Here is a 23,731-nt window from a genome sequence, read left to right as displayed (position 1 = left end):
CGCGGGACTTGTCTGCTAGGTGCCGAAAAAGCGTGCTGCAGCCCGCAGAAATGCGGGTTGGCGGGTGATTGTGACGGTTAAAATAACTGCGCGGAATGCCCTGGATAATGCCCCGATAGCGTGCAAACCATGCCAACTGACGTTCGGCAGCGGCCAGCGGTGCCGTTTCGGGTGCCGTTGGCGATGGTTTACGCTAGAATGCACGGCCTCAAAGCACACCCCCTTCCCGAGGCTGTCCCGAAGATGTTGATCCTGCGCGGCGCTCCTGCCCTTTCTGCCTTTCGCCACAGCAAACTCCTTGAGCAACTGAGCCAGAAGGTTCCAGCTGTTACAGGCCTGTACGCTGAATTTGCTCACTTCGCCGAAACCACCGGCGTATTGACCGCCGACGAACAGCAAGTGCTGGCACGCCTTCTGAAGTACGGCCCAAGCGTTCCCGTTCAAGAGCCGACTGGCCGCTTGTTCCTGGTTCTGCCACGGTTCGGCACCATCTCGCCTTGGTCGAGCAAGGCCAGCGACATCGCCCGCAACTGCGGCCTGGAAAAAATCCAGCGCCTGGAGCGTGGTATTGCCTTCTATGTCGCCGGCCAGTTCAGCGACGCCGAAGCCGAGCTGATCGCCAGCAGCCTGCACGACCGCATGACGCAGATCATCGTCGGCCAGCTGGAACAGGCCGCCGGTCTGTTCAGCCACGCCGAACCCAAGCCGCTGACCGCGATTGACGTGCTCGGTGGTGGTCGCGCCGCCCTCGAGAAGGCCAACACCGAACTCGGCCTGGCCCTGGCCGACGACGAGATCGACTACCTGGTCAACGCCTTCAACGGCTTGAAGCGCAACCCGCACGACATCGAACTGATGATGTTCGCCCAGGCCAACTCCGAGCACTGCCGTCACAAGATCTTCAACGCCAGTTGGGACATCGACGGCGAGAGCCAGGAAAAAAGCCTGTTCGGCATGATCAAGAACACCTACGTGATGCACAGCGAAGGCGTTCTGTCGGCTTACAAGGACAACGCCTCGGTCATCGTCGGCTCCGTTGCCGGCCGCTTCTTCCCGGACCCGGAGACCCGCCAGTACGGCGCGGTGCAGGAGCCGGTGCACATCCTGATGAAGGTCGAGACCCACAACCACCCGACCGCGATTGCCCCGTTCCCGGGCGCAGCCACCGGCTCCGGCGGCGAGATCCGCGACGAAGGTGCAACCGGCCGTGGCGCCAAGCCAAAGGCAGGCCTGACCGGTTTCACCGTGTCCAACCTGCAGATCCCGGGCTTCGAACAACCGTGGGAAGTGCCGTACGGCAAGCCTGAGCGCATCGTCACCGCGCTGGACATCATGATCGAAGGCCCGCTGGGCGGCGCTGCGTTCAACAACGAATTCGGCCGTCCGGCGCTGACCGGTTACTTCCGTACGTTCGAGCAGTCCATCACCACCCCGCGTGGCGATGAAGTGCGCGGCTACCACAAGCCGATCATGTTGGCTGGCGGCATGGGCAACATCCGTGAAGAACACGTCAAGAAAGGCGAGATCCTGGTCGGCTCCAAGCTGATCGTGCTCGGCGGCCCGGCAATGTTGATCGGCCTGGGCGGCGGCGCAGCTTCCTCCATGGCCACCGGCACCAGCTCGGCAGACCTGGACTTCGCTTCCGTACAGCGCGAAAACCCAGAGATGGAACGCCGCTGCCAGGAAGTCATCGACCGTTGCTGGCAGTTGGGTGACAAGAACCCGATCAGCTTCATCCACGACGTCGGCGCCGGCGGCTTGTCCAACGCCTTCCCGGAGCTGGTCAACGATGGCGACCGTGGTGGCCGTTTCGAACTGCGCAACATTCCAAACGACGAGCCGGGAATGGCCCCGCACGAAATCTGGAGCAACGAATCCCAGGAACGCTACGTGCTGGCTGTTGGCGCAGAAGACTTCGCGCGCTTCCAGGCCATCTGCGAACGCGAGCGTTGCCCGTTCGCCGTGGTCGGCGAAGCGACTGCCGAACCGCAACTGACGGTCACCGACAGCCACTTCGGCAACAGCCCGGTGGACATGCCGCTGGAAGTGCTGCTGGGCAAAGCCCCGCGCATGCACCGTTCGGCCGTGCGTGAAACCGAACTGGGCGACGATTTCGACCCAAGCACGCTGGATCTGTCCGACAGCATCGAACGCGTGCTGCACCACCCGGCCGTGGCGAGCAAAAGCTTCCTGATCACCATCGGCGACCGCACCATCACTGGCCTGGTTGCCCGTGACCAGATGGTCGGCCCGTGGCAGGTTCCGGTGGCTGACGTTGCCGTCACCGCCACCAGCTTCGACGTCTACACAGGTGAAGCCATGGCCATGGGCGAGCGCACGCCGCTGGCCTTGCTGGACGCTCCGGCGTCGGGCCGCATGGCCATCGGTGAGACCCTCACCAACATCGCCGCGTCGCGCATCGGCAAATTGTCTGACATCAAACTGTCGGCCAACTGGATGTCCGCTGCCGGTCACCCGGGTGAAGACGCGCGCCTGTACGACACTGTCAAAGCCGTCGGCATGGAACTGTGCCCTGAGCTGGGCATCACCATTCCGGTGGGCAAGGACTCCATGTCCATGGCCACCCGTTGGAACGAAGACGGCGTCGACAAGACGGTCACTTCGCCGCTGTCGCTGATCGTCACCGGTTTTGCACCGGTCACCGACATCCGCCAGACCCTGACCCCGCAACTGCGCATGGACAAGGGCACCACCGACCTGATCCTGATCGACCTGGGCCGTGGCCAGAACCGCATGGGCGCGTCGATCCTCGCGCAAACCCATGGCAAGCTGGGCAAGCAGGCGCCGGACGTCGATGACGCCGAAGACCTCAAGGCCTTCTTCGCGGTGATCCAGGGCTTGAACGCCGACGGCCACCTGCTGGCTTACCATGACCGTTCCGACGGCGGTTTGCTGACCAGCGTCGTGGAAATGGCCTTCGCCGGTCACTGCGGCCTGAACATCGTGCTCGACAGCGTTGCCGAGGATAAGTCCGAGATCAACGGCATCCTGTTCAACGAAGAACTGGGCGCGGTGATCCAGGTTCGCCAGGACGCCACCCCGGACGTGCTTGCACAATTCAGCGCCGCTGGCCTGGGTGATTGCGTAGCCGTGATTGGTCAGCCGATCAACAACGGCCAGATCGACATCGTCTTCAATGGCGACACCGTGTTCGAAGGCCAGCGCCGTCTGCTGCAACGCCAGTGGGCCGAGACCAGCTACCAGATCCAGCGTCTGCGCGACAACGTGGAGTGCGCCGAGCAGGAATTCGACGTGATCCTGGAAGAAGACAACCCGGGCCTGAGCACCAAGCTCAGCTTCGACGTCAACCAGGACATCGCCGCGCCTTACATCAAGAAAGGCATCCGCCCACAAGTGGCGGTACTGCGTGAGCAGGGCGTCAACGGCCAGGTGGAAATGGCGGCCGCGTTCGACCGTGCCGGCTTCAATGCGATCGACGTGCACATGAGCGACATCCTCGCCGGACGTGTTGACCTCAACGAGTTCAAAGGCCTGGTAGCCTGTGGCGGTTTCTCCTACGGCGACGTGTTGGGTGCCGGTGAAGGCTGGGCCAAGTCGGCCCTGTTCAACAGCCGTGCGCGCGATGCGTTCCAGGGCTTCTTCGAGCGCAACGACAGCTTCACCCTGGGTGTGTGCAACGGTTGCCAGATGATGTCTAACCTCAGCGAACTGATCCCGGGCAGCGAGTTCTGGCCGCACTTCGTGCGCAACCGTTCCGAGCAGTTCGAAGCCCGTGTCGCCATGGTGCAGGTGCAGGAGTCCAACTCGATCTTCCTGCAAGGCATGGCCGGTTCGCGCATGCCGATCGCCATCGCCCACGGTGAAGGCCATGCCGAGTTCGAAAGCGAAGAAGCGTTGCTCGAAGCCGACCTGTCCGGCACCGTCGCCCTGCGTTTCGTCGACAACCACGGCAAGGTCACCGAGACCTACCCGGCCAACCCGAACGGCTCGCCGCGCGGGATCACCGGCCTTACCAGCCGCGACGGTCGCGTCACCATCATGATGCCGCACCCGGAGCGTGTATTCCGCGCCGTGCAGAACTCGTGGCGCCCGGAAGAGTGGAACGAAGATGGCGCCTGGATGCGCATGTTCCGCAACGCTCGCGTGTGGGTGAACTAAGGCGGTGTACAAGCTCGCCTTCTTTGTGCCCGACAGCCATGTGGAGACGGTGAAGACCGCCGTCTTCGCAGCTGGCGGCGGGCGCATCGGCAGCTACGACAGCTGCGCCTGGCAAGTGCTGGGCCGGGGCCAATTCCGCGCGATGGACGGCAGCCGGCCGTTTATCGGGCAAGTGGGCCAGGTTGAAGTGGTTGAAGAATGGAAGGTTGAGCTGGTGGTGGCGGATGAGTTGATCGCGGCTGTTGTGGCTGCTTTGAAATTCAGCCACCCGTACGAGACGCCAGCGTATGAAGTGTGGCAGTTGGCGGATTTCTGATTCGCATGCTGCAAAAACAACAAACCCGCTGGGCCAGTTTGGTCAGCGGGTTTTTTGTTGTCTGCTAGGGCCTCATCGCAGACAAGCCAGCTCCCACATTTCGAATGTATTCACAGATCATAAATGTGGGAGCCGGGCTTGCCCGCGAAGGGGCCTGTTCAGGCAATGATCAATCAAGCACCAGCCCCAACCTGCCGACCACTGACCAACCGTTCCAACGCCTCACCCAACCCCGACGCCTTGTCACCGATCAGCAAGTGCCAAACACCGCTATCCAATTGGCTCACGCCTTGGCAACCCAGCGCAGTCAGGTCAGCCTCGGACAGCACCGAGTCATCCCCCAGCTCCACCCGCAATCGAGTCATTGCCACCGCTTCCAACTGCCGTACATTCGTCCGGCCACCCAATGCATCCAGCCATTTCTCGGCCTCCTGCACGTTCACCGCGACCGGTTTATCCACAGGCACAACCGTCACCGGCGCACTGGCAACAAACGTAGGCATCGCCAACCGAATCTCATCGGCAATGCTATCGGCCATCGGCCCCACCACCACCTGCAGACTCCCGCCATTCCCCGGCCGTACAACGGCCATGGCGCCCAACGCTTTCAAGTCCGCATCCACTGCTTTATTGCGATCGACCATGTCCAGGCGCAGACGTGTGGTACAGGCACCCACGCTCAGCAAATTGGCGGCACCGCCCAGCGCCCGGAGATAGGCGCTGGCGCGCTGGTTATCGGTCATCACTTCAGCCTGCACTGCCTGGACATCCTCACGCCCCGGTGTTTTCAGGTTGAAACGACGAATGCAGTAGTTGAACACGCTGTAGTAGATCGCCGCGTAAGCCAACCCCACCGGGAACACCAACCAGCCATTGGTGGACTTGCCCCAACCCAGCACCATGTCGATAAACCCACCGGAGAAGGTAAACCCGAGGTGGATATTCAACATGTTGGTGACCGCCATCGACAGCCCGGTCAACAGCGCATGGATCAAGTACAGGAACGGTGCGAGGAACATGAACGCAAATTCAATCGGCTCGGTCACCCCGGTCAAAAACGAGGTCAGCGCCATCGACAGGAAAATCCCGCCCATCACCTTGCGGCGCTCCGGTAATGCATTGCGGTACATCGCCAGGCACGCCGCGGGCAGGCCGAACAGCATGACCGGGAACATGCCGGTCATGAATTGGCCGCCTTTGGGGTCGCCGGCGAAGTAGCGCGTCAGGTCGCCCGTCACCACGGCGCCGGTCGCGGGGTCGGTAAAACTGCCGAACACAAACCACGCCATATTGTTAAGGATATGGTGCAGCCCGGTAACGATCAGCAGGCGGTTGAACACGCCGAACACAAACGCCCCCAGGCTGCCGCTCTCCATCAGCAACACGCCAAAACTATTGATGCCATGCTGGATCGGCGGCCAGATCAAACCAAAGATCACCCCCAGCCCGACCGCGCTGAACCCGGTGACAATCGGCACAAACCGACGCCCGCCAAAAAACGCCAGGTACTCTGGCAGCTTGATGTCCTTGAAGCGGTTATACAGCCCGCCAGCCATCAGGCCGCTGGCGATGCCGGCGAGCATGCCCATGTTGATGCTGGTGTCCATCACCTTGAGGGTGGAGATCATCACCAGGTAACCAATCGCCCCGGCCAGACCGGCGGTGCCGTTGTTGTCGCGGGCAAAGCCCACGGCAATGCCGATGGCGAAGATCAGCGCGAGGTTGGCGAAAATCGCCTGCCCCGCATCGTGCATCACCGCGATGTTCAACAGGTCGGTGTCGCCCAGGCGCAGCAGCAGGCCGGCGATGGGCAGGATCGCGATCGGCAGCATCAGCGCACGGCCAAGGCGTTGCAGGCCTTCGATGAAATGTTGGTACATGGCGAGTCTCCTTTTTTCTTGTTGTTGTCAGCTCAGCGGCCAGTGGTGTTGACAGGCTTGGCGAACCGCCTTGGCGCTGCTCAGGTCGAGCAGGCCCTGGCTCAGTTGCCGGCATTGCGCCGCGTCCAGGTGGCGGACGCGGTCCTTGATTTCACCGATCTGCGGCGGGCTCACCGACAGCTCGCTGACCCCCAGGCCAATCAGCACCGGTGTGGCCAGCGGGTCGGAGGCGAGGGCGCCACACACGCCAACCCAGCGCCCGTGCTTGGCCGCCCCGGCGCAGGTCTGGGCGATCAGCCGCAGCAACGCCGGGTGCAACGCATCGACCCGCGCGGCGAGGCCTGCGTGGTCGCGGTCCATGGCCAGGGTGTACTGGGACAGGTCGTTGGTGCCGATGGAAAGGAAGTCCGCATGCCTGGCCAGTTGCTCGGCTAGCAGCGCGGCGGCGGGCACCTCGATCATCACGCCGAGTTCCGGGCGTTGGGTCAGTCCGAGCTCGACGCAGAGTTCATCCAGGCGCTGGCGGATCTGCAGCAGTTCATCCACTTCGCTGACCATCGGCAGCAGGATGCGGCAACGCGCCAGCGGCGAGACTTGCAGCAGTGCACGCAGTTGTTGATCGAGCAGTTCAGGCCGCACCTGGGCCATGCGGATACCGCGCAGGCCCAACACCGGGTTGGCTTCGACCGGCAGCGGTAGATAGTCGAGTTGCTTGTCGCCGCCCACATCGATGGTGCGGATGATCACCGTCTTGTCGCCCATGGCATCCAGCACGGCTTGATAGGCCTGGCGTTGCTCATGCTCATCCGGCGCGGTGCGACGGTCGACAAAGAGGAACTCGGTGCGCAGCAGGCCGACACCATCGGCGCCGTTTTCGTACGCCACTTGGGCTTCTGCGCTGGAGGCCACATTGGCGGCGACTTCGATGTTCACGCCATCGCTGGTGTACGCCGCTTGTTGGGCTTGGGCCTGTTGCTGTTGGCGCCGCTGTTTCTGCGCGTCGCGGATCTGGTGCACTTCGGCGTGGCGCGTTTCGCTGGGGGTCAGTTCCAGGCGGCCATTGCCGGCGTCCAGCACCACGCGCTGGCCGTGGGGCACGTCGAGTACTTCGGCTCCCAGCGCGACCACGCAGGGCAGGCCTTTGCCTCGGGCGAGGATTGCCACATGGGACGTCGCGCCGCCTTCGGCCATGCAGATGCCGACGGCGTGTTGTGCGCTCAACTGCAACAAGTCCGAGGGGGTCAGTTCGTGGGCGCTGACAATGGCGCCGGCCGGCAGTTCGAAATGCCAGGCTTCACCCAGCAAGGCGCGCAACACACGTTGTTGCAGGTCGCGCAGGTCATTGGCGCGCTCGGCAAACAGCGGTTTGCCCAGGCCCAGCAACACCGCGCATTGGGCCTGGATCGCATCGCGCCAGGCGTGGGTGGCGGCGCTGCCGTGTTCGATGGCGCGGGTGGCCGCGTCGAGTAAGGTCGGGTCTTCCAGCAGGGCCAGGTGGGCGGCGAAGATGTCTTCCTCGTCGACGTTCTTGCGCTGGCGGGCGTGGTCGAGGGTGCTGCGGATTTCGCTACGTACCTGTTCCAGTGCCGTGTCCAAGTGTTGCAACTGTTCGTCGGCGGAGTGCTGGCCGGGGTCCTGCGGCAGTTCGATACCGGTCAGGCGCACCAGTGGCCCGCACACCAGGCCGGGGGCCGCGCACACGCCTTGCAATACACCGGCTTCGCGGTTCGCGCGGCGCGGCGTGATAGTCACCGGCGCGTGAGGTTCTTCGCCGACCGCCACTGACAACGCCGCGACCAATGCCTGCAACGCCGCCGCCGAATCCTTGCCGCGGCAGGTGACGCGCACCTCATCGCCTTCACCAATCCCCAGCCCCAACAGCCCGATCAGGCTGTCGCACGGCGCCGATTTGCCGGCGAAATGCAGCTGCGCCTGGCTGCTGAAACCCTGGGCCGCCTTGCGGATCAACGCCGCCGGACGCGCATGCAAACCGCCCCGGTGGGTGATGCGCACACTGGCGCTGCTTTCGCTCGCGGTGTTATCCACAGGCGCTTCAACCGCAGCTGCCGAGCGCGCCACGATCTGCAGCAACGGCTCGCCGACCTTGACGGATTTTCCCGCGACCGCGCGTAGTTCAAAGTGCTCGCCGTTGGTCAGGATAATCAGGCTGACCAGGCTCCTGCACTGCCGCGCAATGCGGTCCAGATCAAACTGTATCAACGCCTGTCCCTGGCTCACCCGTGCACCGTCCTTGACCAGCAGCGCGAACCCTTCGCCATTCAGCTCCACGGTGTCGATGCCCACATGCATCAACACCTCGGCGCCGTTGTCGGCACGAATCGTCAGGGCATGCCCGGTGCGGGCGACGTGGATGATCACGCCGTCACAGGGCGCATGCAGGCAGTCGTTGAGCGGGTCGATGGCAATGCCGTCGCCGATGGCGCCGCTGGCGAACACTTCGTCGGGAACGTCGCCGAGGGCCAGTACTGGCCCGCTTAACGGGGCGCTGAGGGTCAATTCATTATTGTTGTAGGACATCGGCACGGTACTCATCAGGAAAACGCGGCAATCGACTCAGTGAGTGCGAGTGACTTTGCTCAGGTGGCGCGGCTGGTCCGGGTTCATGCCCCGGGCGACGGCGAGGCCTGCGGCCATCACGTAGAAACTCTGGATCGCCAGGATCGGGTCCAGGCTCGGGTGTTCGGCGCGGTTCAGGGTCAGGTCGCGCTCGGCGATGTCGTCCGGTGCGGCCAGCAGCACGCGGGCGCCGCGTTGGCGCATATCGGCGGCCAGGCTCAACAGGCCGGCTTGCTCGGCGCCGCGTGGGGCGAAGACCAGTAGCGGGTAGTTGTCGCCAATCAACGCCATCGGGCCGTGGCGCACTTCGGCGCTACTGAAGGCTTCGGCCTGGATCGCCGAGGTTTCCTTGAGTTTGAGTGCGGCTTCCTGGGCGATGGCAAACCCGGCACCACGGCCGATCACCATCAGTTGCTGGCAACCGCGCAGGGCTTCAATGGCTGCGGACCAGTCCTGCCGGGCCGCTTCGCGCAGGCCGTCGGGCAGTGCCTGGCAGGCTTGCAGCAAATCCGCTTCGCCGTTCCAGTGGCCGACCAACTGCGCGCTGGCGCTGAGGGTGGCGATAAAGCTCTTGGTGGCGGCGACACTCTGTTCCGGCCCTGCGCACAGCGGTACGTGAAATTCGCAGGCGGCCTCCAGCGGCGAGTCTTCGGCGTTGACCATCGAGATACTCAGCGCGCCGCGCTTGCGCAGCAGGCGCAGGCTGTTGACCAGGTCCGGGCTCTGTCCCGATTGAGAGAAACCGAACGCCACCTGGCCGCTGACCTTCATTGGCGCTTGCAGCAACGTCACCACCGACATCGGCAACGAGGCGACCGGAATGCCCACATGCTGCATCGCCAGGTAGGCAAAGTAGCTGGCGGCGTGGTCCGAGCTGCCGCGCGCGATGGTCATCGCCACTTGCGGCGGCTGGCGCTGCAGGCGCCCGGCGATTTCCTCGAGCAGCGGCTGCAGGCGTTGCAGTTGGGCGGCGACGGCGTCGCAGGAGGCCAGGGCCTCTTCAAGCATTTTTGAAGTCAATGGTTTCTCCTTCGACCATTACGTCGGTGAGTTGCAGGGAGCGGTCCAGGCGCACGCAGTCGGCAAAGCTGCCGGGTTGCAGGCGGCCGCGTTCTTCCAGGCCCAGGTAGTCCGCCGGAAATTGCGACAGGCGTTGTGAGGCTTCGCTGATGGGCAGGCCGATTTTCACCAGGTTGCGCAGCGCCTGATCCATGGTCAGCGTGCTGCCGGCCAGGGTGCCGTCGGCCAGGCGCACGCCGCCCAGGCATTTGGTCACGGTGTGGCTGCCCAGCTTGTATTCGCCGTCGGGCATGCCGGCGGCGGCGGTGGAATCGGTGACGCAGTACAAACACGGGATCGCGCGCAAGGCCACGCGCATGGCGCCGGGGTGCACGTGCAGCAAGTCGGGGATCAACTCGGCGTACTTGGCGTGGGCCAACGCGGCGCCGACGATGCCCGGCTCGCGGTGATGCAGCGGGCTCATGGCGTTGTACAAATGGGTGAAGCTGCTGGCGCCGGCGGCGAGGGCGGCGACGCCTTCTTCGTAGCTGCCCAAGGTATGGCCGATCTGCATGCGGATGCCGCGTGCGCTGAGGGCGCGGATCAAGGCGTCATGGCCGGCGATTTCCGGGGCGATGGTGATCACGCGGATCGGCGCCAGGCGCAGGTAGGCTTGCACTTCATCCATCAACGCGGTGTGGGCGAAGTTGGGCTGGGCGCCGAGTTTTCCCGGATTGATGTAGGGCCCTTCCAGATGAACGCCAAGTACCCGGGCGCAGCCTGTAGGGCGTTGCTCGCAGAAGCTGCCGAGTTGCTCGAGCACACGGGAGATCTCGTCCACCGGCGCGGTCATGGTCGTGGCCAGCATTGACGTGGTGCCAAAGCGCACGTGGGTGCGGGTAATGGTCTGGAAGGCGGCAACGCCTTCCATGATGTCCTTGCCGCCACCGCCGTGCACATGCAGGTCGATAAAGCCCGGCAGCAGGTAGGGCAAATCGTTGCTGGCCGGGTCGCAAGGCGCGCCGTCGATGGCGACCACCTTGCCGTGTTCGTGCACCAGGCGGCCGCGCATCCAGCCGTGGGACGTGAGGATATTGTCTTCGGACATGGCAGTTCTCTAAGGCCGCAACTCGGCGGCAAAGTCATAGCGGCGCAGCTCTGCGACAAAGTCGTAGTAGTCGTTGCGGCAATAGGTGTCGGTGATTTCAATCGGCGTGTTGTCGGCGGTGTAGCCCACGCGGGTCATCAGCAGCATGGCGGTGCCGGGGGCGATGCCGACCAGCTTGGCGAATTCGTCCGAGGCGTTGATCGCCTGGATGTGTTGCAAGGCGCGCACGATGGGTTTGCCAATGCCTTCCAGGTATTCGTACAGCGAGCTGCCGACCACCTGTGGGTTGGGCAAGACGGTGGCGGGCATGGCGGTCATTTCAATGGCCATCACCGTGTCGTCGGCTTTGCGCAGGCGCTTGAGGCGCGCGACTTTGTCGGTGGGCGACAGGCACAGGCGGATCAGTTCTTCGTGGGTCGGCGGGGTGATGTCGCGCTCCAGCCATTGGGAGCTGGGCACGAAGCCCTTGAGGCGCAGCATCTCGCTGAAACCGGACAGGCGTGACAACGGCTGTTCCAGGCGCGGCGTGATAAAGGTGCCCGAGCCTTGGCTGCGGCGGATCAGGCCTTGGGCAAACAGCACTTCCAGGGCTTTGCGGGCGGTGACCCGCGAGATGTTCAACTGCTCGCACAGCGCACGTTCCGAGGGCAACGCCTGTTCGGACGTCCACTGGCCGGCATGGATCGCCGCTTCCAGTTTGCGCGCCAGTTGCAGGTACAGCGGCGTGGATTGCTTGTCGTCGGGGCGCAGGGCCAGGATGGGGTTCATCGTTCAGGTTTCCGATGCGGTTATTGGAGTGTTGTCGCCCGGTATTGGCCGGAAATTAATACCACTTAAATACCATGTCAATGCAGCCAAAATGGTGCGGGCCAGGGTTTTAGAGCCCTGTAGTGGGGCTTGTTATCAAGTGGTATTAGAGAGGTCTTTGTTGCGCGCAGAACAGCGCAGCCCGGCGCGGTGAACTGGTATTCACCGGCGGGCGTGATCTGAGGTGGGATTTTTTTTGAATTAATTTACGAACGGTCGACGATTACGGACGAATCTCGATCAGGGTGCCGTCCTTGACCAGGTTCCACACTTCCCGCATGTCGACGTTGCGCATGCCGATGCAGCCGTCGGTCCAGTCCAGGGTGTGGAACCACTGCTCCGGGTATTCTTCGGTGTCGGGGGTGCCGTGGATCATGATCATACTGCCGGGCTTCACGCCTTCGCGGCGGGCGCGTGCGGCGTCGCTGATATTGGGGTAGGAAATGTGCATGGCCAGGTTGAAGCGCTCGCTGGTCTTGCGCCAGTCGAGCCAGTACAGGCCCTCCGGCGTGCGGCGGTCGCCCTCGACCAGTTTTTGGCCCTTGGGGTTCTTGCCGAGGGAAATGCGGTAGGTCTTGAGGGGCTTGCCGTCGTTGATCAACTGCAATTGGTGGGCGGACTTGAGGACCAGGACTTTTTCGACGGTTTTGCCGCCGATGGTTTCTACGGTGGAGGCCGATGACAACGTAGCGAACGACAGGCAGATAAGAGCGAGCAACAGACGCATTAAAACGGTTTCCCTGAGAAAAAGTGCTGCCTGGAATTATTTGGGCGACGGCATCATCGGCGGCACCGCTTCGCTGCGCACCGGGAACTGCTGTTGGCGGCGGTCAGCGAAAAAGCATTCTAAGGTACGCCCGACCGTGCGGAAAGCCAGCTCGGACCAAGGGATGTCGGCTTCGTCGAACAGCTGCACTTCAAGGCTTTCGGGGCCTGCGGCGAAATCCAGGTCGACCAGTTCGGCACGGTAGAAGATGTGTACCTGGTTGATGTGGGGCACATCGATCAGGGTGTAGATGCTCAGGTTGCACACACGGGCGCAGGCTTCTTCCAGGGTTTCGCGGGCGGCGGCCTGTTCGACGGTCTCGCCGTTTTCCATGAAGCCGGCGGGCAGGGTCCAGTAACCCAGGCGCGGTTCGATGGCGCGGCGGCACAGCAGCACTTTATCGCCCCACACCGGCACGGTGCCGGCCACGATATTGGGGTTCTGATAATGAATGGTCGAACAGTGATCACACACAAAACGCAGGCGGCCGTCGCCGTCGGGGATGCGTTGGGTGACCGGTTTACCGCACTGGCTGCAGAAATTCATGCTGGGGTTCCTGGAAAGTGCGTCTATCTTGGCGTGGAGGGCAGGGCGCTGCAACAAGTTGTCGTTTCGCGACACCGACAGGGTTTTGGGGTTGGGCACCCGCACGCTTTGGTGCATGATGCAAGGTAGCCAACAGACCGAGATGACTCATGCTGGACGAGCTACTTCGCCGGGTAAGCAATCACACCCCCCACACGCTGGAAACTGACGGACGTTTCCCCGAGGCTGCGGTGCTGGTGCCGATTACCCGTAGTGACGAACCTGAGCTGATCCTGACCCTGCGCGCCAGCGGCCTGTCGACCCACGGTGGCGAAGTGGCCTTCCCCGGCGGGCGCCGTGACCCCGAAGACCCGGACCTGATCTTTACCGCCTTGCGCGAGGCCGAAGAAGAAATCGGCCTGCCGCCCGGCCTGGTGGAGGTGATCGGCCCGTTGAGCCCGTTGATTTCCCTGCATGGCATTCGGGTCACGCCTTATGTCGGCGTTATCCCCGATTACGTCGAATACCTGGCCAACGATGCCGAGATTGCCGCCGTTTTCAGCGTGCCTTTGGAGTTCTTCCGACAGGACCCGCGTGAACATACCCACAGGATCGATTACCAGGGCCGCAGTTGGTACGTGCCCAGTTATCGGTTTGGCGAATACAAGATCTGGGGCCTGACGGCGATCATGATCGTCGAGCTGATCAACCTGCTCTATGACGACGCCAAGATCAGCCTGCATCAGCCCCCCAAGAGCTTCATCAATAGCTAAAAGCCATCGTTTGAATGGCATGCCGTGAGGACACACCATGAAATACCGCCTGGGCGACGCCCGCGTCGAGACGCATCCCCACAGCTGGGTGGCCCCCAATGCCACGCTGGTGGGCAAGGTCAAGCTGGAGGAGGGCGCCAACGTCTGGTTCAACGCGGTGTTGCGTGGCGACAACGAGCTGATCCTGATTGGCAAGAACAGCAATGTGCAAGACGGCAGCGTGATGCACACCGACATGGGCTACCCGCTGACCCTGGGCACCGGCGTGACCATCGGCCACAACGCCATGTTGCACGGCTGTACCGTCGACGACTACAGCCTGATTGGCATCAACGCGGTGATCCTCAATGGCGCCAGGATTGGCAAGCATTGCATCATCGGCGCCAATTCGCTGATCGGCGAAGGCAAGGAAATTCCTGACGGCTCGCTGGTGATGGGTTCGCCGGGCAAGGTGGTGCGTGAGTTGACCGAGGCGCAGAAGAAGATGCTGGAAGCCAGCGCCGCACACTATGTGCACAACTCGCAGCGTTATGCGCGTGACTTGGCTGAGCAGGAAGAATGAACCCGATTGAACGCCCCGTTGCCTCGCCGTGCGTGAGTATTTGTGCGCTGGATGACGACGATATTTGCACCGGCTGCCAGCGCACCGTGGATGAGATCACGCGCTGGGGGCGCATGGACAATGCCGAGCGCCGTGTGGTGTTGGGGTTGTGCCATGAGCGTGCGGTGGCGGCGGGGATGGTGTTTATGGTTTCGGGGAAACCAGGCGCCTGATAGATCGCTTTCGCGAGCAAGCCCGCTCCCACAGTTGAACGCATTCCTACAGAATAAACGCGGTCCAAATGTGGGAGCGGGCTTGCTCGCGAAGGGGCCCGCCCCGACGACATATTTCCAATTGTGAAGTACCCTGTGCGGCATAACCCACAGGTCCACTTTCCCATGCTCTTCCTGATCGCCTACATCAGCAGCGTCGTGCTGATCAACTTCGCCTTCTCCACCGCCCCGCACCTGGATGTCATCTGGTCCGCCTGGGGTGGCCTGGTCTTTATCCTGCGCGACATGGTGCAAACCCGCTTCGGCCACGGTGCAATCGTCGCCATGCTGGCGGCGCTGGTGCTGTCCTATGTCACGTCCGATCCGGCGATCGCGCTGGCCAGCGCCACGGCGTTTGCGGTGTCCGAGTGCATCGACTGGCTGGTGTTCAGCATCACCAAGCGTGCGCTTCACGACCGCCTGTGGATAAGCTCGGCGCTGAGCATTCCCCTCGATACCTTTATCTTTTTCGGCTTGATCGGTGCGCTTACCCCGGCCGTGGCGGGCACGGCGCTGGTGTCGAAATTCGCCGGGGTCACGGTGGTGTGGCTGATCATGGCCTGGCGCGTGCACAAGCGAGCTGTCGCCAACTGAGGCCAATTCTTGCAGTTCATGTAAAATGCCGGCCTTTCTCCCCATGATCCGCTCCCCTGAGGACCTGAGATGACCCGAATCGGAACTCCATTGTCGCCAACCGCGACCCGCGTTTTGCTGTGTGGCTGCGGTGAGCTGGGCAAGGAAGTGGTAATCGAACTGCAACGCCTGGGCGTTGAAGTGATTGCCGTGGATCGCTACGCCAATGCGCCGGCCATGCAGGTCGCGCACCGCAGCCACGTGATCAACATGCTCGACGGCGCTGCGTTGCGTGCGGTGATCGAGGCCGAGAAGCCGCACTTCATCGTGCCGGAAATCGAAGCCATCGCCACCGCCACCCTGGTAGAGCTGGAAGCCGAAGGCTTCACCGTGATCCCGACTGCGCGCGCGACCTCGCTGACCATGAACCGCGAAGGCATCCGTCGCCTGGCCGCCGAAGAGCTGGACCTGCCGACCTCGCCGTATCACTTCGCCGATACCTTCGAAGACTACAGCAAGGCCGTCCAGGACCTGGGCTTCCCGTGCGTGGTCAAGCCGGTGATGAGTTCGTCGGGCAAGGGCCAGAGCCTGCTGCGCAGCACCGACGACGTGCAGAAAGCCTGGGAGTACGCCCAGGAAGGCGGGCGCGCCGGCAAGGGGCGGGTGATCATCGAAGGCTTTATCGACTTCGACTACGAAATCACCTTGCTGACCGTGCGCCACATTGGCGGCACTACCTTCTGTGCGCCGGTTGGTCATCGTCAGGAGAAGGGCGATTACCAGGAGTCCTGGCAGCCGCAGGCCATGAGCCCGATTGCCCTGGCCGAATCCGAGCGCGTTGCCAAGGCGGTCACCGAAGCATTGGGTGGCCGTGGTCTGTTTGGCGTGGAGTTGTTCATCAAGGGCGATCAGGTGTGGTTCAGCGAAGTTTCGCCGCGCCCGCATGACACCGGCCTGGTGACGCTGATTTCCCAGGATCTGTCGCAGTTTGCCCTGCACGCGCGGGCGATTCTGGGCTTGCCGATCCCCTTGATCCGTCAGTTCGGGCCTTCGGCGTCGGCGGTGATTCTGGTGGAAGGGCAGTCGACCCAGACGGCATTCGCCAACCTCGGTGCGGCCTTGAGCGAGCCGGATACGGCGTTGCGCCTGTTTGGCAAGCCGCAAGTGAATGGTCAGCGCCGCATGGGCGTGGCGTTGGCGCGGGATGAGTCGATTGAAGCGGCTCGGGCTAAAGCGACCCGTGCTTCGAAGGCTGTTGTGGTAGAGCTGTAACCGCGTCGCGCCCTTCGCGAGCAAGCCCGCTCCCACACTCGACCGCATTTACCTGTAGGAATGCGATTGAATGTGGGAGCGGGCTTGCTCGCGAAAGCGATCTATCAGGCAACGAGATTCAAATCATTATCCCGCGTCTCTTTCAGGCACAGCACCGCAATCAAGCTAAGCAACGCTGCCGCCGACACATACCCACCGACATAACTCAACCCGCCCATCGCCACCAGCTTGGTCGCGAAGAACGGCGCCGCCGAGGCTCCCACAATCCCACCCAGGTTATAGGCCGCCGAAGCGCCGGTATAACGCACGCGGGTCGGGAACAGTTCCGGCAGCATCGCGCCCATCGGCGCAAAGGTCACGCCCATCAGGAACAGCTCCAGCGCCAGGAACAGCGCCACGGCCCAAGTCGAACCGTGGGTCAGCAGTGGTTCCATGGTGAAACCCGACAGGATCGCCAGGATTGCGCCGACGATCAGCACCGGCTTGCGCCCGTAGTGATCACTGGCCAAGGCCGCCAGTGGCGTCGCCAGCCCCATGAACAGCACCGCGAAGCACAGCAAGCCGAGGAACGTCTCGCGGCTGTAGCCTAGGGTGGACACGCCGTAGCTCAGGGAAAACGCCGTGGTGATGTAGAACAGCGCATAACACACCACCATCGATGCGGCGCCCAACAGTACTGGCAGCCAATGCTGGCTGAACAGCTCCACCAACGGCACTTTGACTGGCGCTTCTTTGGCCACGGCATTGGCGAACACCGGGGTCTCGTGCAGTTTGAGGCGCGCATACAGGCCAACCATCACCAGCGCAGCGCTGAGGATGAACGGGATACGCCAGCCCCAACTGCGGAACTGCTCGTCGCTCAGGCTCATGGCCAGGATCAGGAACAAGCCGTTGGCCGCCAGGAAGCCGATCGACGGGCCCAATTGCGGGAACATGCCGAACCAGGCACGTTTGCCTTTCGGTGCGTTCTCGGTCGCCAGCAAGGCTGCGCCGCCCCATTCCCCGCCCAGGCCAAGGCCCTGGCCGAAACGCAGCACGCACAGCAGGATGGGGGCCCAGGCGCCGATGCTGTCATACCCCGGCAGCAAGCCGATCAACGTGGTGCACACGCCCATCAGCAGCAGCGAGGCCACCAGTGTGGATTTGCGCCCGATACGGTCTCCGAAGTGGCCGAACAACGCCGAACCCAGCGGGCGGGCGATGAAGGCGATACCGAAGGTCAGGAACGACGCCAGCATCTGCGCGGTGCCGGAGGTCTGCGGGAAGAACACCGGGCCAATCACCAGTGCAGCGGCAGTGGCGTAGATATAGAAGTCGTAGAACTCGATGGCGGTGCCAACGATGCTCGCCGTGGCAACCCGCGCGGTCGAGTTGGTCGGTGCAGCGGTCGCCGCTTCGTTATAGGTGGTGCTCATGAAGGTATCCCTGGCAGTCAGTGCGCGTTTGGACGCGGATTATTATTGGTCGAACACCCATGGATCAGGGTTGTGTGCGGGGCCGCTCGGGATGGGGGCGGACACCGGTCAGACACGGTAATGCGGCGCCTGTCCGCTTGGAGTGCGGGTAGCACGCGGACGGGTGGGGCTCTGGTAGGCCGCAGGGATTATAGGAAGGGCTTTGGAGATACAACAAGAGGGACTGATGCACCACAAACCAAATGTGTCAGATAGTCAGGCGGCGACCGGCACGCGATTGGTGTGCCAGATCAGCACCTTGCTCACCCGGTTGTCCTCGGTCTCGAGGATCTCCAGGCGATAGCGGCCGATCTTCAGGCACACCGCGCAATCGGGGATGGTTTCCAGCGCTTCAGTGACCAAGCCATTGAGGGTTTTGGGCCCGTCGCTGGGCAGGTGCCAGTTCAGGCTCTTGTTCAGCTCGCGGATCGAGGCGGCGCCATCGATGATATAGCGACCGTCCGGTTGCGCCTCGATATGCGGGTTGTCCGCGCTCTGCTCGCTTTCGAATTCGCCGACGATCTCTTCGAGGATGTCTTCCAGGGTCACGATGCCCAGCACTTCGCCGTATTCGTCCACCACCATGCCCAGGCGCCGTTGCTGCTTGTGGAAATTCAGCAGTTGCAGTTGCAGCGGTGTGCTCTCCGGGACGAAGTAGGGCTCGTGGCAGGCGGCGAGCAACGCTTCTTTGGTCAGGCTGGCGTCGGGCAGCAGGTGCTGGATCTGGCGGGTGTTGAGCACCGCTTCCACTTGGTTGATGTCGCTGTGGAATACCGGCAGGCGTGTGTGTTGGGAGCTGCGCAGTTGCTCGATGATCGCTTCGATCGGGTCATCGAGGTTGATGCCGTCCACTTCGCTGCGCGGTACCAGGATGTCATTGACCGTGATGTTGTCGAGGGCGTGGATGCCGGGCATGCCAGGGGGACGGTCTGTGTCGGCCTGGGGCTCGGGTTCGTCGTCGTGATCAGGCAGTGGCTCGTCGCTCTTTTTCACCACGCCGGTCTTGCGGGCGAACGGGCGCAGCAACAAGAGGCTGATGCCGTTGAGCAGCCAGGCCAGGGGATAGAGGATTTTCAGCGGTACGCCCAGCAGCGTGTTGCCAAAGCCGAGCACCGCCTGCGGGTAGCGGGTGGCGAGGGCGCGGGGTAGGTAGTCGGCGAGGACCAGCAGGAGTGCACAGGAGATCAGCCAGCCCAGCCATGGACCGTTCTGCGCCCAGGCATAGATCGCCAGCAGCGTGCAGAGGATCACCACTGCGGCACGACACAGGCTGTTGCACAGGATCAGGCTATTGCGCGGAAAGTTCAGGCGGGCGGCCGCCTTGTCGCCCTGGCGAGTGCCCGGGCGCAGTGCCAGCAGGTGCTGTTGCGCGGCCTCTATAGCGGTAAACAGTGCCGCCCATAACACCAGCAAGGCGACTACCGCGAGCATCGGCCCCAGGGGCAAGTTGTCCATGATCGCGGTCCGTCAGATATGCAGGATGTATTCACGAACCAGCTTGCTGCCGAAATAGGCCAGCATCAGCAGGCAGAAACCGGCCAGGGTCCAGCGGATCGCCTTGTGCCCACGCCAGCCGAGACGGTTGCGGCCCCACAGCAGCACGCTGAACACCACCCAGGCCAGGCACGCCAACAGGGTTTTGTGCACCAGGTGCTGGGCGAACAGGTTTTCGAAGAACAGCCAGCCAGAGATCAGCGACATCGACAGCAGCGTCCAGCCGGCCCACAGGAAACCGAACAGCAGGCTTTCCATGGTTTGCAGCGGCGGGAAGTTCTTGATCAGCCCGGACGGATGCTTGTGCTTGAGCTGGTGGTCCTGCAGCAGCAGGAGCAGGGCCTGGAACACCGCGATGGTGAACATGCCGTAGGCCAGGATCGACAGCAGGATATGCGCGAGGATGCCCGGCTCCTCATCGATCACCGGTACGGTGCCGGTCGGGGCGAATTGCGCCAGCAGCACCGTCAGCAAGCCGAGGGGGAATAGCAGGACCAGCAGGTTTTCCACCGGGATGCGCGAGCAGGCGATCAGCGTCAAGGCGATCACGGCGGCAGCGATCAGGCTGGCGGCACTGAAAAAATCCAGGCCCAGGCCGACTGGCGTCATCAGGTGGGTAAACAGGCTGGCAGCGTGAGCCAGCAGGGCAAGGACGCCAAGGCCGACCAGCAGGCGTTTGTCCGCCTTGGTGCCTTGGGCCAGACGAGTGCCCTGATAGAGAGTCGCAGCGGCATACAACACGGCGGCGGCGAGGCTGGATAGCAAACTGGGTGACAAAGGGAGCATAAATCCTGTTAGGCAAGCCCGAAAGCCGCTGAGTTTGGCATACCCCCGCGTAACACGAAAGACTCTCAGGCCAGACAGCGGGTGTGCACGGCGACAGTCTTCGCTATAATCCGCGACCTGCCCACGCCGCAGGCTCGCCAAGCGCTGTTTTTAATAGCGATTTATCACAGCCTGGGCCGCCATGACCTCGGTCTACCAATGCACTTCGCTGAATAGGGCCTGAAAGGATCGCGCATGTTTGAAAACTTGACTGACCGTCTCTCGCAGACGCTGCGCCACGTAACCGGCAAGGCCAAGCTGACCGAGGACAATATTAAAGACACCCTGCGCGAAGTGCGCATGGCGTTGCTGGAAGCCGACGTGGCGTTGCCTGTGGTCAAGGACTTCGTCAACTCGGTCAAGGAGCGCGCGGTCGGCACTGAAGTGTCCCGCAGCCTGACTCCGGGCCAGGCGTTTGTAAAAATCGTCCAGGCTGAACTCGAAAGCCTGATGGGCGCGGCCAACGAAGACCTGAACCTCAGCGCCGTGCCACCGGCTGTCGTGCTGATGGCGGGCCTGCAAGGTGCGGGTAAGACCACCACTGCCGGCAAGCTGGCGCGTTTCCTTAAAGAGCGCAAGAAGAAGTCCGTGATGGTCGTGTCGGCCGACGTATACCGTCCGGCGGCGATCAAGCAGCTGGAAATGCTTGCGGGCGAAGTGGGCGTGACCTTCTTCCCGTCCGACCTGAGCCAGAAGCCGGTCGACATCGCCAACGCGGCCATTAAAGAAGCCAGGCTGAAATTCATCGACGTGGTCATCGTCGATACCGCCGGTCGCTTGCACATCGACGAAGAGATGATGGGCGAGATCAAGGCGTTGCACGCTGCGATCAACCCGGTCGAGACGCTGTTCGTGGTCGACGCCATGACCGGCCAGGATGCGGCCAACACCGCCAAGGCCTTCGGTGACGCACTGCCGCTGACCGGCGTGATCCTGACCAAGGTCGACGGCGACGCCCGTGGCGGTGCCGCGCTGTCGGTGCGTGCCATTACTGGCAAGCCGATCAAGTTTATCGGTATGGGCGAGAAGAGCGAGGCGCTCGAACCGTTCCATCCGGAGCGTATCGCTTCGCGTATCCTCGGCATGGGCGACGTGCTCAGCCTGATCGAACAGGCCGAGGCCACGCTCGACAAGGACAAGGCCGACAAACTGGCCAAGAAGCTGAAGAAGGGCAAGGGCTTCGACCTCGAAGACTTCCGCGACCAGCTGCAACAAATGAAGAACATGGGCGGCCTCGGCGGCCTGATGGACAAGCTGCCAAACATCGGCGGTGTGAACCTGGCGCAAATGGGTAATGCCCAGGGCGCGGCAGAGAAGCAGTTCAAGCAGATGGAAGCCATCATCAACTCCATGACCCCGGCCGAGCGCCGCGACCCTGAGCTGATCAGCGGTTCGCGCAAGCGTCGGATCGCCATGGGTTCCGGCACCCAGGTGCAGGACATCGGTCGCTTGATCAAGCAGCACAAGCAGATGCAGAAGATGATGAAGAAATTCTCCGCCAAGGGCGGTATGGCCAAGATGATGCGCGGCATGGGCGGTATGTTGCCCGGTGGCGGCATGCCGAAAATGTAAAGAATTCGAGCGGGAGCCTGGCTCCTGCTCCGACCCACAGGGATGTGGGATCTCCAGCAAACCCGCCGTTGGCGGGGGCTGACTCGCCGTTTTAATCGACGGCTCTATAGCAGATCTGAATGGCACGCCTATAGGCGCCAGAAAAAGACATTTGCAAAAGTCCGGATATTCCTTAGAATATGCGGCCTTTCGGGCACCTATGCCCGCTGTGCATTTAGATTTGCAGCACCGACTACAGGAACGATGTTCACATGCTAACAATCCGTCTTGCCCTTGGCGGCTCCAAAAAGCGCCCGTTTTACCACTTGACCGTAACTGACAGCCGCAACCCACGTGACGGCTCTCACAAGGAACAAGTTGGCTTCTTCAACCCGGTTGCTCGTGGTCAAGAAGTCCGTCTGTCCGTGAACCAAGAGCGCGTAGCCTACTGGCTGAGCGTTGGTGCACAACCATCTGAGCGTGTTGCTCAGCTGCTGAAGGACTCGGCTAAGGCCGCAGCCTGAGCAATATGAACGCGACGCCAGCTGTTGCTGATGATTTGATCGTTATCGGCAAGATTTACTCTGTTCATGGCGTTCGCGGCGAAGTGAAGGTGTATTCCTTTACTGATCCGACTGAAAACCTGTTGCAGTACAAAACCTGGACGCTCAAGCGCGAAGGTAGTGTGAAACAGGTCGAGCTGGTCAGTGGACGCGGGAGCGACAAGTTCCTGGTCGCAAAGCTCAAGGGTCTTGATGATCGTGAAGAAGCTCGTCTTCTGGCCGGTTATGAGATCTGCGTGCCGCGTAACCTGTTCCCTGAATTGACCGACGGCGAGTACTACTGGTACCAGCTGGAAGGTCTGAAGGTTGTTGATCAACTCGGGCAATTGCTCGGGAAAATCGATCATCTTCTGGAAACCGGCGCCAATGATGTAATGGTGGTCAAGCCTTGCGCTGGCAGCCTGGATGATCGCGAACGCCTGTTGCCGTATACCGAGCAATGCGTGCTGGCCGTCGACCTGGCAGCGGGCGAGATGAAGGTGGAATGGGATGCGGACTTCTAAGCGTGGCTAATCTGCGCATTGAAGTGATCAGTTTGTTTCCCGAGATGTTTTCCGCCATCAGCGAGTACGGCATCACCAGTCGGGCGGTGAAACAGGGGCTGTTGCAGCTCACCTGTTGGAACCCGCGAGACTACACGACGGATCGACATCACACTGTGGACGATCGCCCATTTGGCGGTGGCCCGGGCATGGTGATGAAGATCAAGCCCCTGGAAGACGCATTGGCCCAGGCCAAGGCTGCAGCGGGGGAGAAGGCGAAGGTGATTTACCTGTCCCCTCAAGGCCGTCAGCTGAAACAGGCTGCGGTACGCGACATGGCGAATGAGGAAGCACTGATCCTGATTGCCGGTCGCTATGAAGGCATTGACGAGCGCTTTATAGAGGCTCATGTCGATGAAGAGTGGTCGATTGGGGACTATGTCCTGTCTGGCGGCGAGCTGCCGGCGATGGTCCTGATAGATGCGGTTACACGACTGCTGCCTGGAGCTTTAGGGCATGCGGACTCCGCGGAGGAAGATTCCTTCACGGATGGTTTGCTGGATTGCCCGCACTACACCCGACCGGAGGTGTATGCGGATCAGCGTGTTCCCGACGTATTGCTAAGTGGCAATCACGCACACATCCGGCGTTGGCGTTTACAGCAGTCCCTTGGTCGGACCTATGAACGACGCGCCGATCTTCTGGAAAGCCGCTCGCTTTCTGGAGAAGAGAAGAAGCTGCTCGAGGAATACATCCTCGCGCGGGACGATAGTTAACAACGTATCGATGGTAGGTCCATTGACTTACCTTAGG

Annotated in this window: 21 protein-coding genes; 11 read left to right on the top strand and 10 right to left on the bottom strand. The window is 62.2% G+C overall.

Annotated elements, in window-relative coordinates; translation table 11 throughout:
• The first annotated feature begins 243 nt into the window (after positions 1-243).
• Positions 244-4,140 carry a phosphoribosylformylglycinamidine synthase gene (gene purL / locus PSH81_RS22005; RefSeq protein ID WP_226456304.1) on the top strand — a complete coding sequence of 1,299 codons (3,897 nt, stop codon included), beginning with the start codon at positions 244-246 and terminating at the stop codon, positions 4,138-4,140.
• A gap of 4 nt (positions 4,141-4,144) precedes the next feature.
• Positions 4,145-4,456: an NGG1p interacting factor NIF3 gene (locus PSH81_RS22000; protein ID WP_305391477.1), complete on the top strand. Its 312-nt coding sequence runs from the start codon at positions 4,145-4,147 to the stop codon at positions 4,454-4,456.
• A gap of 173 nt (positions 4,457-4,629) precedes the next feature.
• Here PSH81_RS22000 and nagE read toward each other — a convergent pair whose 3' ends face one another.
• The 7 genes from nagE to PSH81_RS21965 all read right to left on the bottom strand — a co-directional run bounded on the left by nagE (position 4,630) and on the right by PSH81_RS21965 (position 13,139).
• The gene (gene nagE, locus PSH81_RS21995) at positions 4,630-6,336 is read right to left on the bottom strand and encodes an N-acetylglucosamine-specific PTS transporter subunit IIBC (RefSeq protein ID WP_305391476.1); all 1,707 of its coding nucleotides are present in this window, start codon (positions 6,334-6,336) and stop codon (positions 4,630-4,632) included.
• Between the two features lie 27 nt (positions 6,337-6,363).
• Positions 6,364-8,874, bottom strand: a complete 2,511-nt coding sequence (gene ptsP, locus PSH81_RS21990; RefSeq protein WP_305391475.1) for a phosphoenolpyruvate--protein phosphotransferase — start codon at positions 8,872-8,874, stop codon at positions 6,364-6,366.
• 36 nt (positions 8,875-8,910) lie between these two features.
• Positions 8,911-9,921, bottom strand: coding sequence for an SIS domain-containing protein (locus PSH81_RS21985; protein ID WP_370694926.1), 1,011 nt, complete (start codon positions 9,919-9,921; stop codon positions 8,911-8,913).
• Positions 9,914-11,020, bottom strand: coding sequence for an N-acetylglucosamine-6-phosphate deacetylase (gene nagA, locus PSH81_RS21980; protein ID WP_305391474.1), 1,107 nt, complete (start codon positions 11,018-11,020; stop codon positions 9,914-9,916). The genes PSH81_RS21985 and nagA overlap by 8 nt, the downstream gene beginning before the upstream one ends.
• Before the next feature lie 9 nt (positions 11,021-11,029).
• On the bottom strand, positions 11,030-11,788 hold the full coding sequence (locus PSH81_RS21975; RefSeq protein WP_305391473.1) for a GntR family transcriptional regulator: 759 nt from the start codon (positions 11,786-11,788) through the stop codon (positions 11,030-11,032).
• A 262-nt stretch (positions 11,789-12,050) separates the two neighbouring features.
• The gene (locus PSH81_RS21970; RefSeq protein ID WP_192299533.1) at positions 12,051-12,554 is read right to left on the bottom strand and encodes a murein L,D-transpeptidase family protein; all 504 of its coding nucleotides are present in this window, start codon (positions 12,552-12,554) and stop codon (positions 12,051-12,053) included.
• Between the two features lie 36 nt (positions 12,555-12,590).
• Positions 12,591-13,139: an NUDIX hydrolase gene (locus PSH81_RS21965; protein WP_192299532.1), complete on the bottom strand. Its 549-nt coding sequence runs from the start codon at positions 13,137-13,139 to the stop codon at positions 12,591-12,593.
• Positions 13,140-13,288: 149 nt separating this feature from the next.
• Between PSH81_RS21965 and PSH81_RS21960 the strand changes: the two genes are divergently transcribed.
• The 5 genes from PSH81_RS21960 (at position 13,289) to purT (ending at position 16,549) form a co-directional block, all read left to right on the top strand.
• Positions 13,289-13,891 (top strand): CoA pyrophosphatase, encoded by a 603-nt coding sequence (locus PSH81_RS21960; RefSeq protein ID WP_192299531.1) that lies wholly within the window; start codon positions 13,289-13,291, stop codon positions 13,889-13,891.
• Between the two features lie 37 nt (positions 13,892-13,928).
• Complete coding sequence (locus PSH81_RS21955; RefSeq protein ID WP_192299530.1) at positions 13,929-14,453, top strand: gamma carbonic anhydrase family protein; 525 nt, start codon at positions 13,929-13,931, stop codon at positions 14,451-14,453.
• Positions 14,450-14,665 carry a DUF1289 domain-containing protein gene (locus tag PSH81_RS21950; protein ID WP_226456299.1) on the top strand — a complete coding sequence of 72 codons (216 nt, stop codon included), beginning with the start codon at positions 14,450-14,452 and terminating at the stop codon, positions 14,663-14,665. Before PSH81_RS21955 ends, PSH81_RS21950 begins: the two co-directional genes overlap by 4 nt.
• Positions 14,666-14,830: 165 nt before the next feature.
• Positions 14,831-15,298 (top strand): VUT family protein, encoded by a 468-nt coding sequence (locus PSH81_RS21945; RefSeq protein ID WP_192299528.1) that lies wholly within the window; start codon positions 14,831-14,833, stop codon positions 15,296-15,298.
• A gap of 69 nt (positions 15,299-15,367) precedes the next feature.
• Complete coding sequence (gene purT / locus PSH81_RS21940) at positions 15,368-16,549, top strand: formate-dependent phosphoribosylglycinamide formyltransferase (RefSeq protein ID WP_152746777.1); 1,182 nt, start codon at positions 15,368-15,370, stop codon at positions 16,547-16,549.
• 104 nt (positions 16,550-16,653) lie between these two features.
• Here the strand turns inward: purT and PSH81_RS21935 are convergent, their stop codons facing one another.
• From PSH81_RS21935 to PSH81_RS21925, 3 genes are all read right to left on the bottom strand, one after another.
• The gene (locus tag PSH81_RS21935; RefSeq protein WP_305391472.1) at positions 16,654-17,964 is read right to left on the bottom strand and encodes an MFS transporter; all 1,311 of its coding nucleotides are present in this window, start codon (positions 17,962-17,964) and stop codon (positions 16,654-16,656) included.
• A gap of 255 nt (positions 17,965-18,219) precedes the next feature.
• On the bottom strand, positions 18,220-19,458 hold the full coding sequence (locus PSH81_RS21930) for a transporter associated domain-containing protein (protein WP_226456297.1): 1,239 nt from the start codon (positions 19,456-19,458) through the stop codon (positions 18,220-18,222).
• A 12-nt stretch (positions 19,459-19,470) separates the two neighbouring features.
• A complete protein-coding gene (locus PSH81_RS21925; RefSeq protein WP_192299524.1) occupies positions 19,471-20,283 on the bottom strand; it encodes an inner membrane protein YpjD in 813 nt (270 codons plus the stop codon).
• Positions 20,284-20,517: 234 nt separating this feature from the next.
• On the opposite strand from PSH81_RS21925, the gene ffh reads away from it, so the two are divergent.
• From ffh to trmD, 4 genes are all read left to right on the top strand, one after another.
• Positions 20,518-21,894 carry a signal recognition particle protein gene (gene ffh / locus PSH81_RS21920; RefSeq protein ID WP_003175900.1) on the top strand — a complete coding sequence of 459 codons (1,377 nt, stop codon included), beginning with the start codon at positions 20,518-20,520 and terminating at the stop codon, positions 21,892-21,894.
• A 251-nt stretch (positions 21,895-22,145) separates the two neighbouring features.
• Positions 22,146-22,397, top strand: a complete 252-nt coding sequence (gene rpsP / locus PSH81_RS21915) for a 30S ribosomal protein S16 (RefSeq protein WP_045059142.1) — start codon at positions 22,146-22,148, stop codon at positions 22,395-22,397.
• 5 nt (positions 22,398-22,402) lie between these two features.
• A complete protein-coding gene (gene rimM / locus PSH81_RS21910; RefSeq protein WP_017736776.1) occupies positions 22,403-22,939 on the top strand; it encodes a ribosome maturation factor RimM in 537 nt (178 codons plus the stop codon).
• Complete coding sequence (trmD, locus tag PSH81_RS21905) at positions 22,921-23,694, top strand: tRNA (guanosine(37)-N1)-methyltransferase TrmD (RefSeq protein WP_192299523.1); 774 nt, start codon at positions 22,921-22,923, stop codon at positions 23,692-23,694. Before rimM ends, trmD begins: the two co-directional genes overlap by 19 nt.
• The last annotated feature ends 37 nt before the right edge of the window (positions 23,695-23,731 follow it).

Source organism: Pseudomonas sp. FP2335 (assembly GCF_030687535.1).
Lineage (GTDB): Bacteria > Pseudomonadota > Gammaproteobacteria > Pseudomonadales > Pseudomonadaceae > Aquipseudomonas.
This window is presented reverse-complemented; position numbering and strand designations above follow the sequence as displayed.

Excerpts from the sequence above, each read along its gene's own strand:
- PSH81_RS21925 (WP_192299524.1), bottom strand. The coding sequence starts at position 20,283 with ATGCTCCCTTTGTCACCCAGTTTGCTATCCAGCCTCGCCGCCGCCGTG.
- purT (WP_152746777.1), top strand. The coding sequence starts at position 15,368 with ATGACCCGAATCGGAACTCCATTGTCGCCAACCGCGACCCGCGTTTTG.
- rimM (WP_017736776.1), top strand. The coding sequence starts at position 22,403 with ATGAACGCGACGCCAGCTGTTGCTGATGATTTGATCGTTATCGGCAAG.
- nagE (WP_305391476.1), bottom strand. The coding sequence starts at position 6,336 with ATGTACCAACATTTCATCGAAGGCCTGCAACGCCTTGGCCGTGCGCTG.
- PSH81_RS21945 (WP_192299528.1), top strand. The coding sequence starts at position 14,831 with ATGCTCTTCCTGATCGCCTACATCAGCAGCGTCGTGCTGATCAACTTC.
- nagA (WP_305391474.1), bottom strand. The coding sequence starts at position 11,020 with ATGTCCGAAGACAATATCCTCACGTCCCACGGCTGGATGCGCGGCCGC.
- PSH81_RS21930 (WP_226456297.1), bottom strand. The coding sequence starts at position 19,458 with ATGGACAACTTGCCCCTGGGGCCGATGCTCGCGGTAGTCGCCTTGCTG.
- PSH81_RS21935 (WP_305391472.1), bottom strand. The coding sequence starts at position 17,964 with ATGAGCACCACCTATAACGAAGCGGCGACCGCTGCACCGACCAACTCG.
- PSH81_RS21955 (WP_192299530.1), top strand. The coding sequence starts at position 13,929 with ATGAAATACCGCCTGGGCGACGCCCGCGTCGAGACGCATCCCCACAGC.
- ptsP (WP_305391475.1), bottom strand. The coding sequence starts at position 8,874 with ATGTCCTACAACAATAATGAATTGACCCTCAGCGCCCCGTTAAGCGGG.
- PSH81_RS21975 (WP_305391473.1), bottom strand. The coding sequence starts at position 11,788 with ATGAACCCCATCCTGGCCCTGCGCCCCGACGACAAGCAATCCACGCCG.
- ffh (WP_003175900.1), top strand. The coding sequence starts at position 20,518 with ATGTTTGAAAACTTGACTGACCGTCTCTCGCAGACGCTGCGCCACGTA.
- trmD (WP_192299523.1), top strand. The coding sequence starts at position 22,921 with ATGGGATGCGGACTTCTAAGCGTGGCTAATCTGCGCATTGAAGTGATC.
- purL (WP_226456304.1), top strand. The coding sequence starts at position 244 with ATGTTGATCCTGCGCGGCGCTCCTGCCCTTTCTGCCTTTCGCCACAGC.
- PSH81_RS21960 (WP_192299531.1), top strand. The coding sequence starts at position 13,289 with ATGCTGGACGAGCTACTTCGCCGGGTAAGCAATCACACCCCCCACACG.
- PSH81_RS21985 (WP_370694926.1), bottom strand. The coding sequence starts at position 9,921 with ATGCTTGAAGAGGCCCTGGCCTCCTGCGACGCCGTCGCCGCCCAACTG.
- rpsP (WP_045059142.1), top strand. The coding sequence starts at position 22,146 with ATGCTAACAATCCGTCTTGCCCTTGGCGGCTCCAAAAAGCGCCCGTTT.
- PSH81_RS21970 (WP_192299533.1), bottom strand. The coding sequence starts at position 12,554 with ATGCGTCTGTTGCTCGCTCTTATCTGCCTGTCGTTCGCTACGTTGTCA.
- PSH81_RS21965 (WP_192299532.1), bottom strand. The coding sequence starts at position 13,139 with ATGAATTTCTGCAGCCAGTGCGGTAAACCGGTCACCCAACGCATCCCC.
- PSH81_RS21950 (WP_226456299.1), top strand. The coding sequence starts at position 14,450 with ATGAACCCGATTGAACGCCCCGTTGCCTCGCCGTGCGTGAGTATTTGT.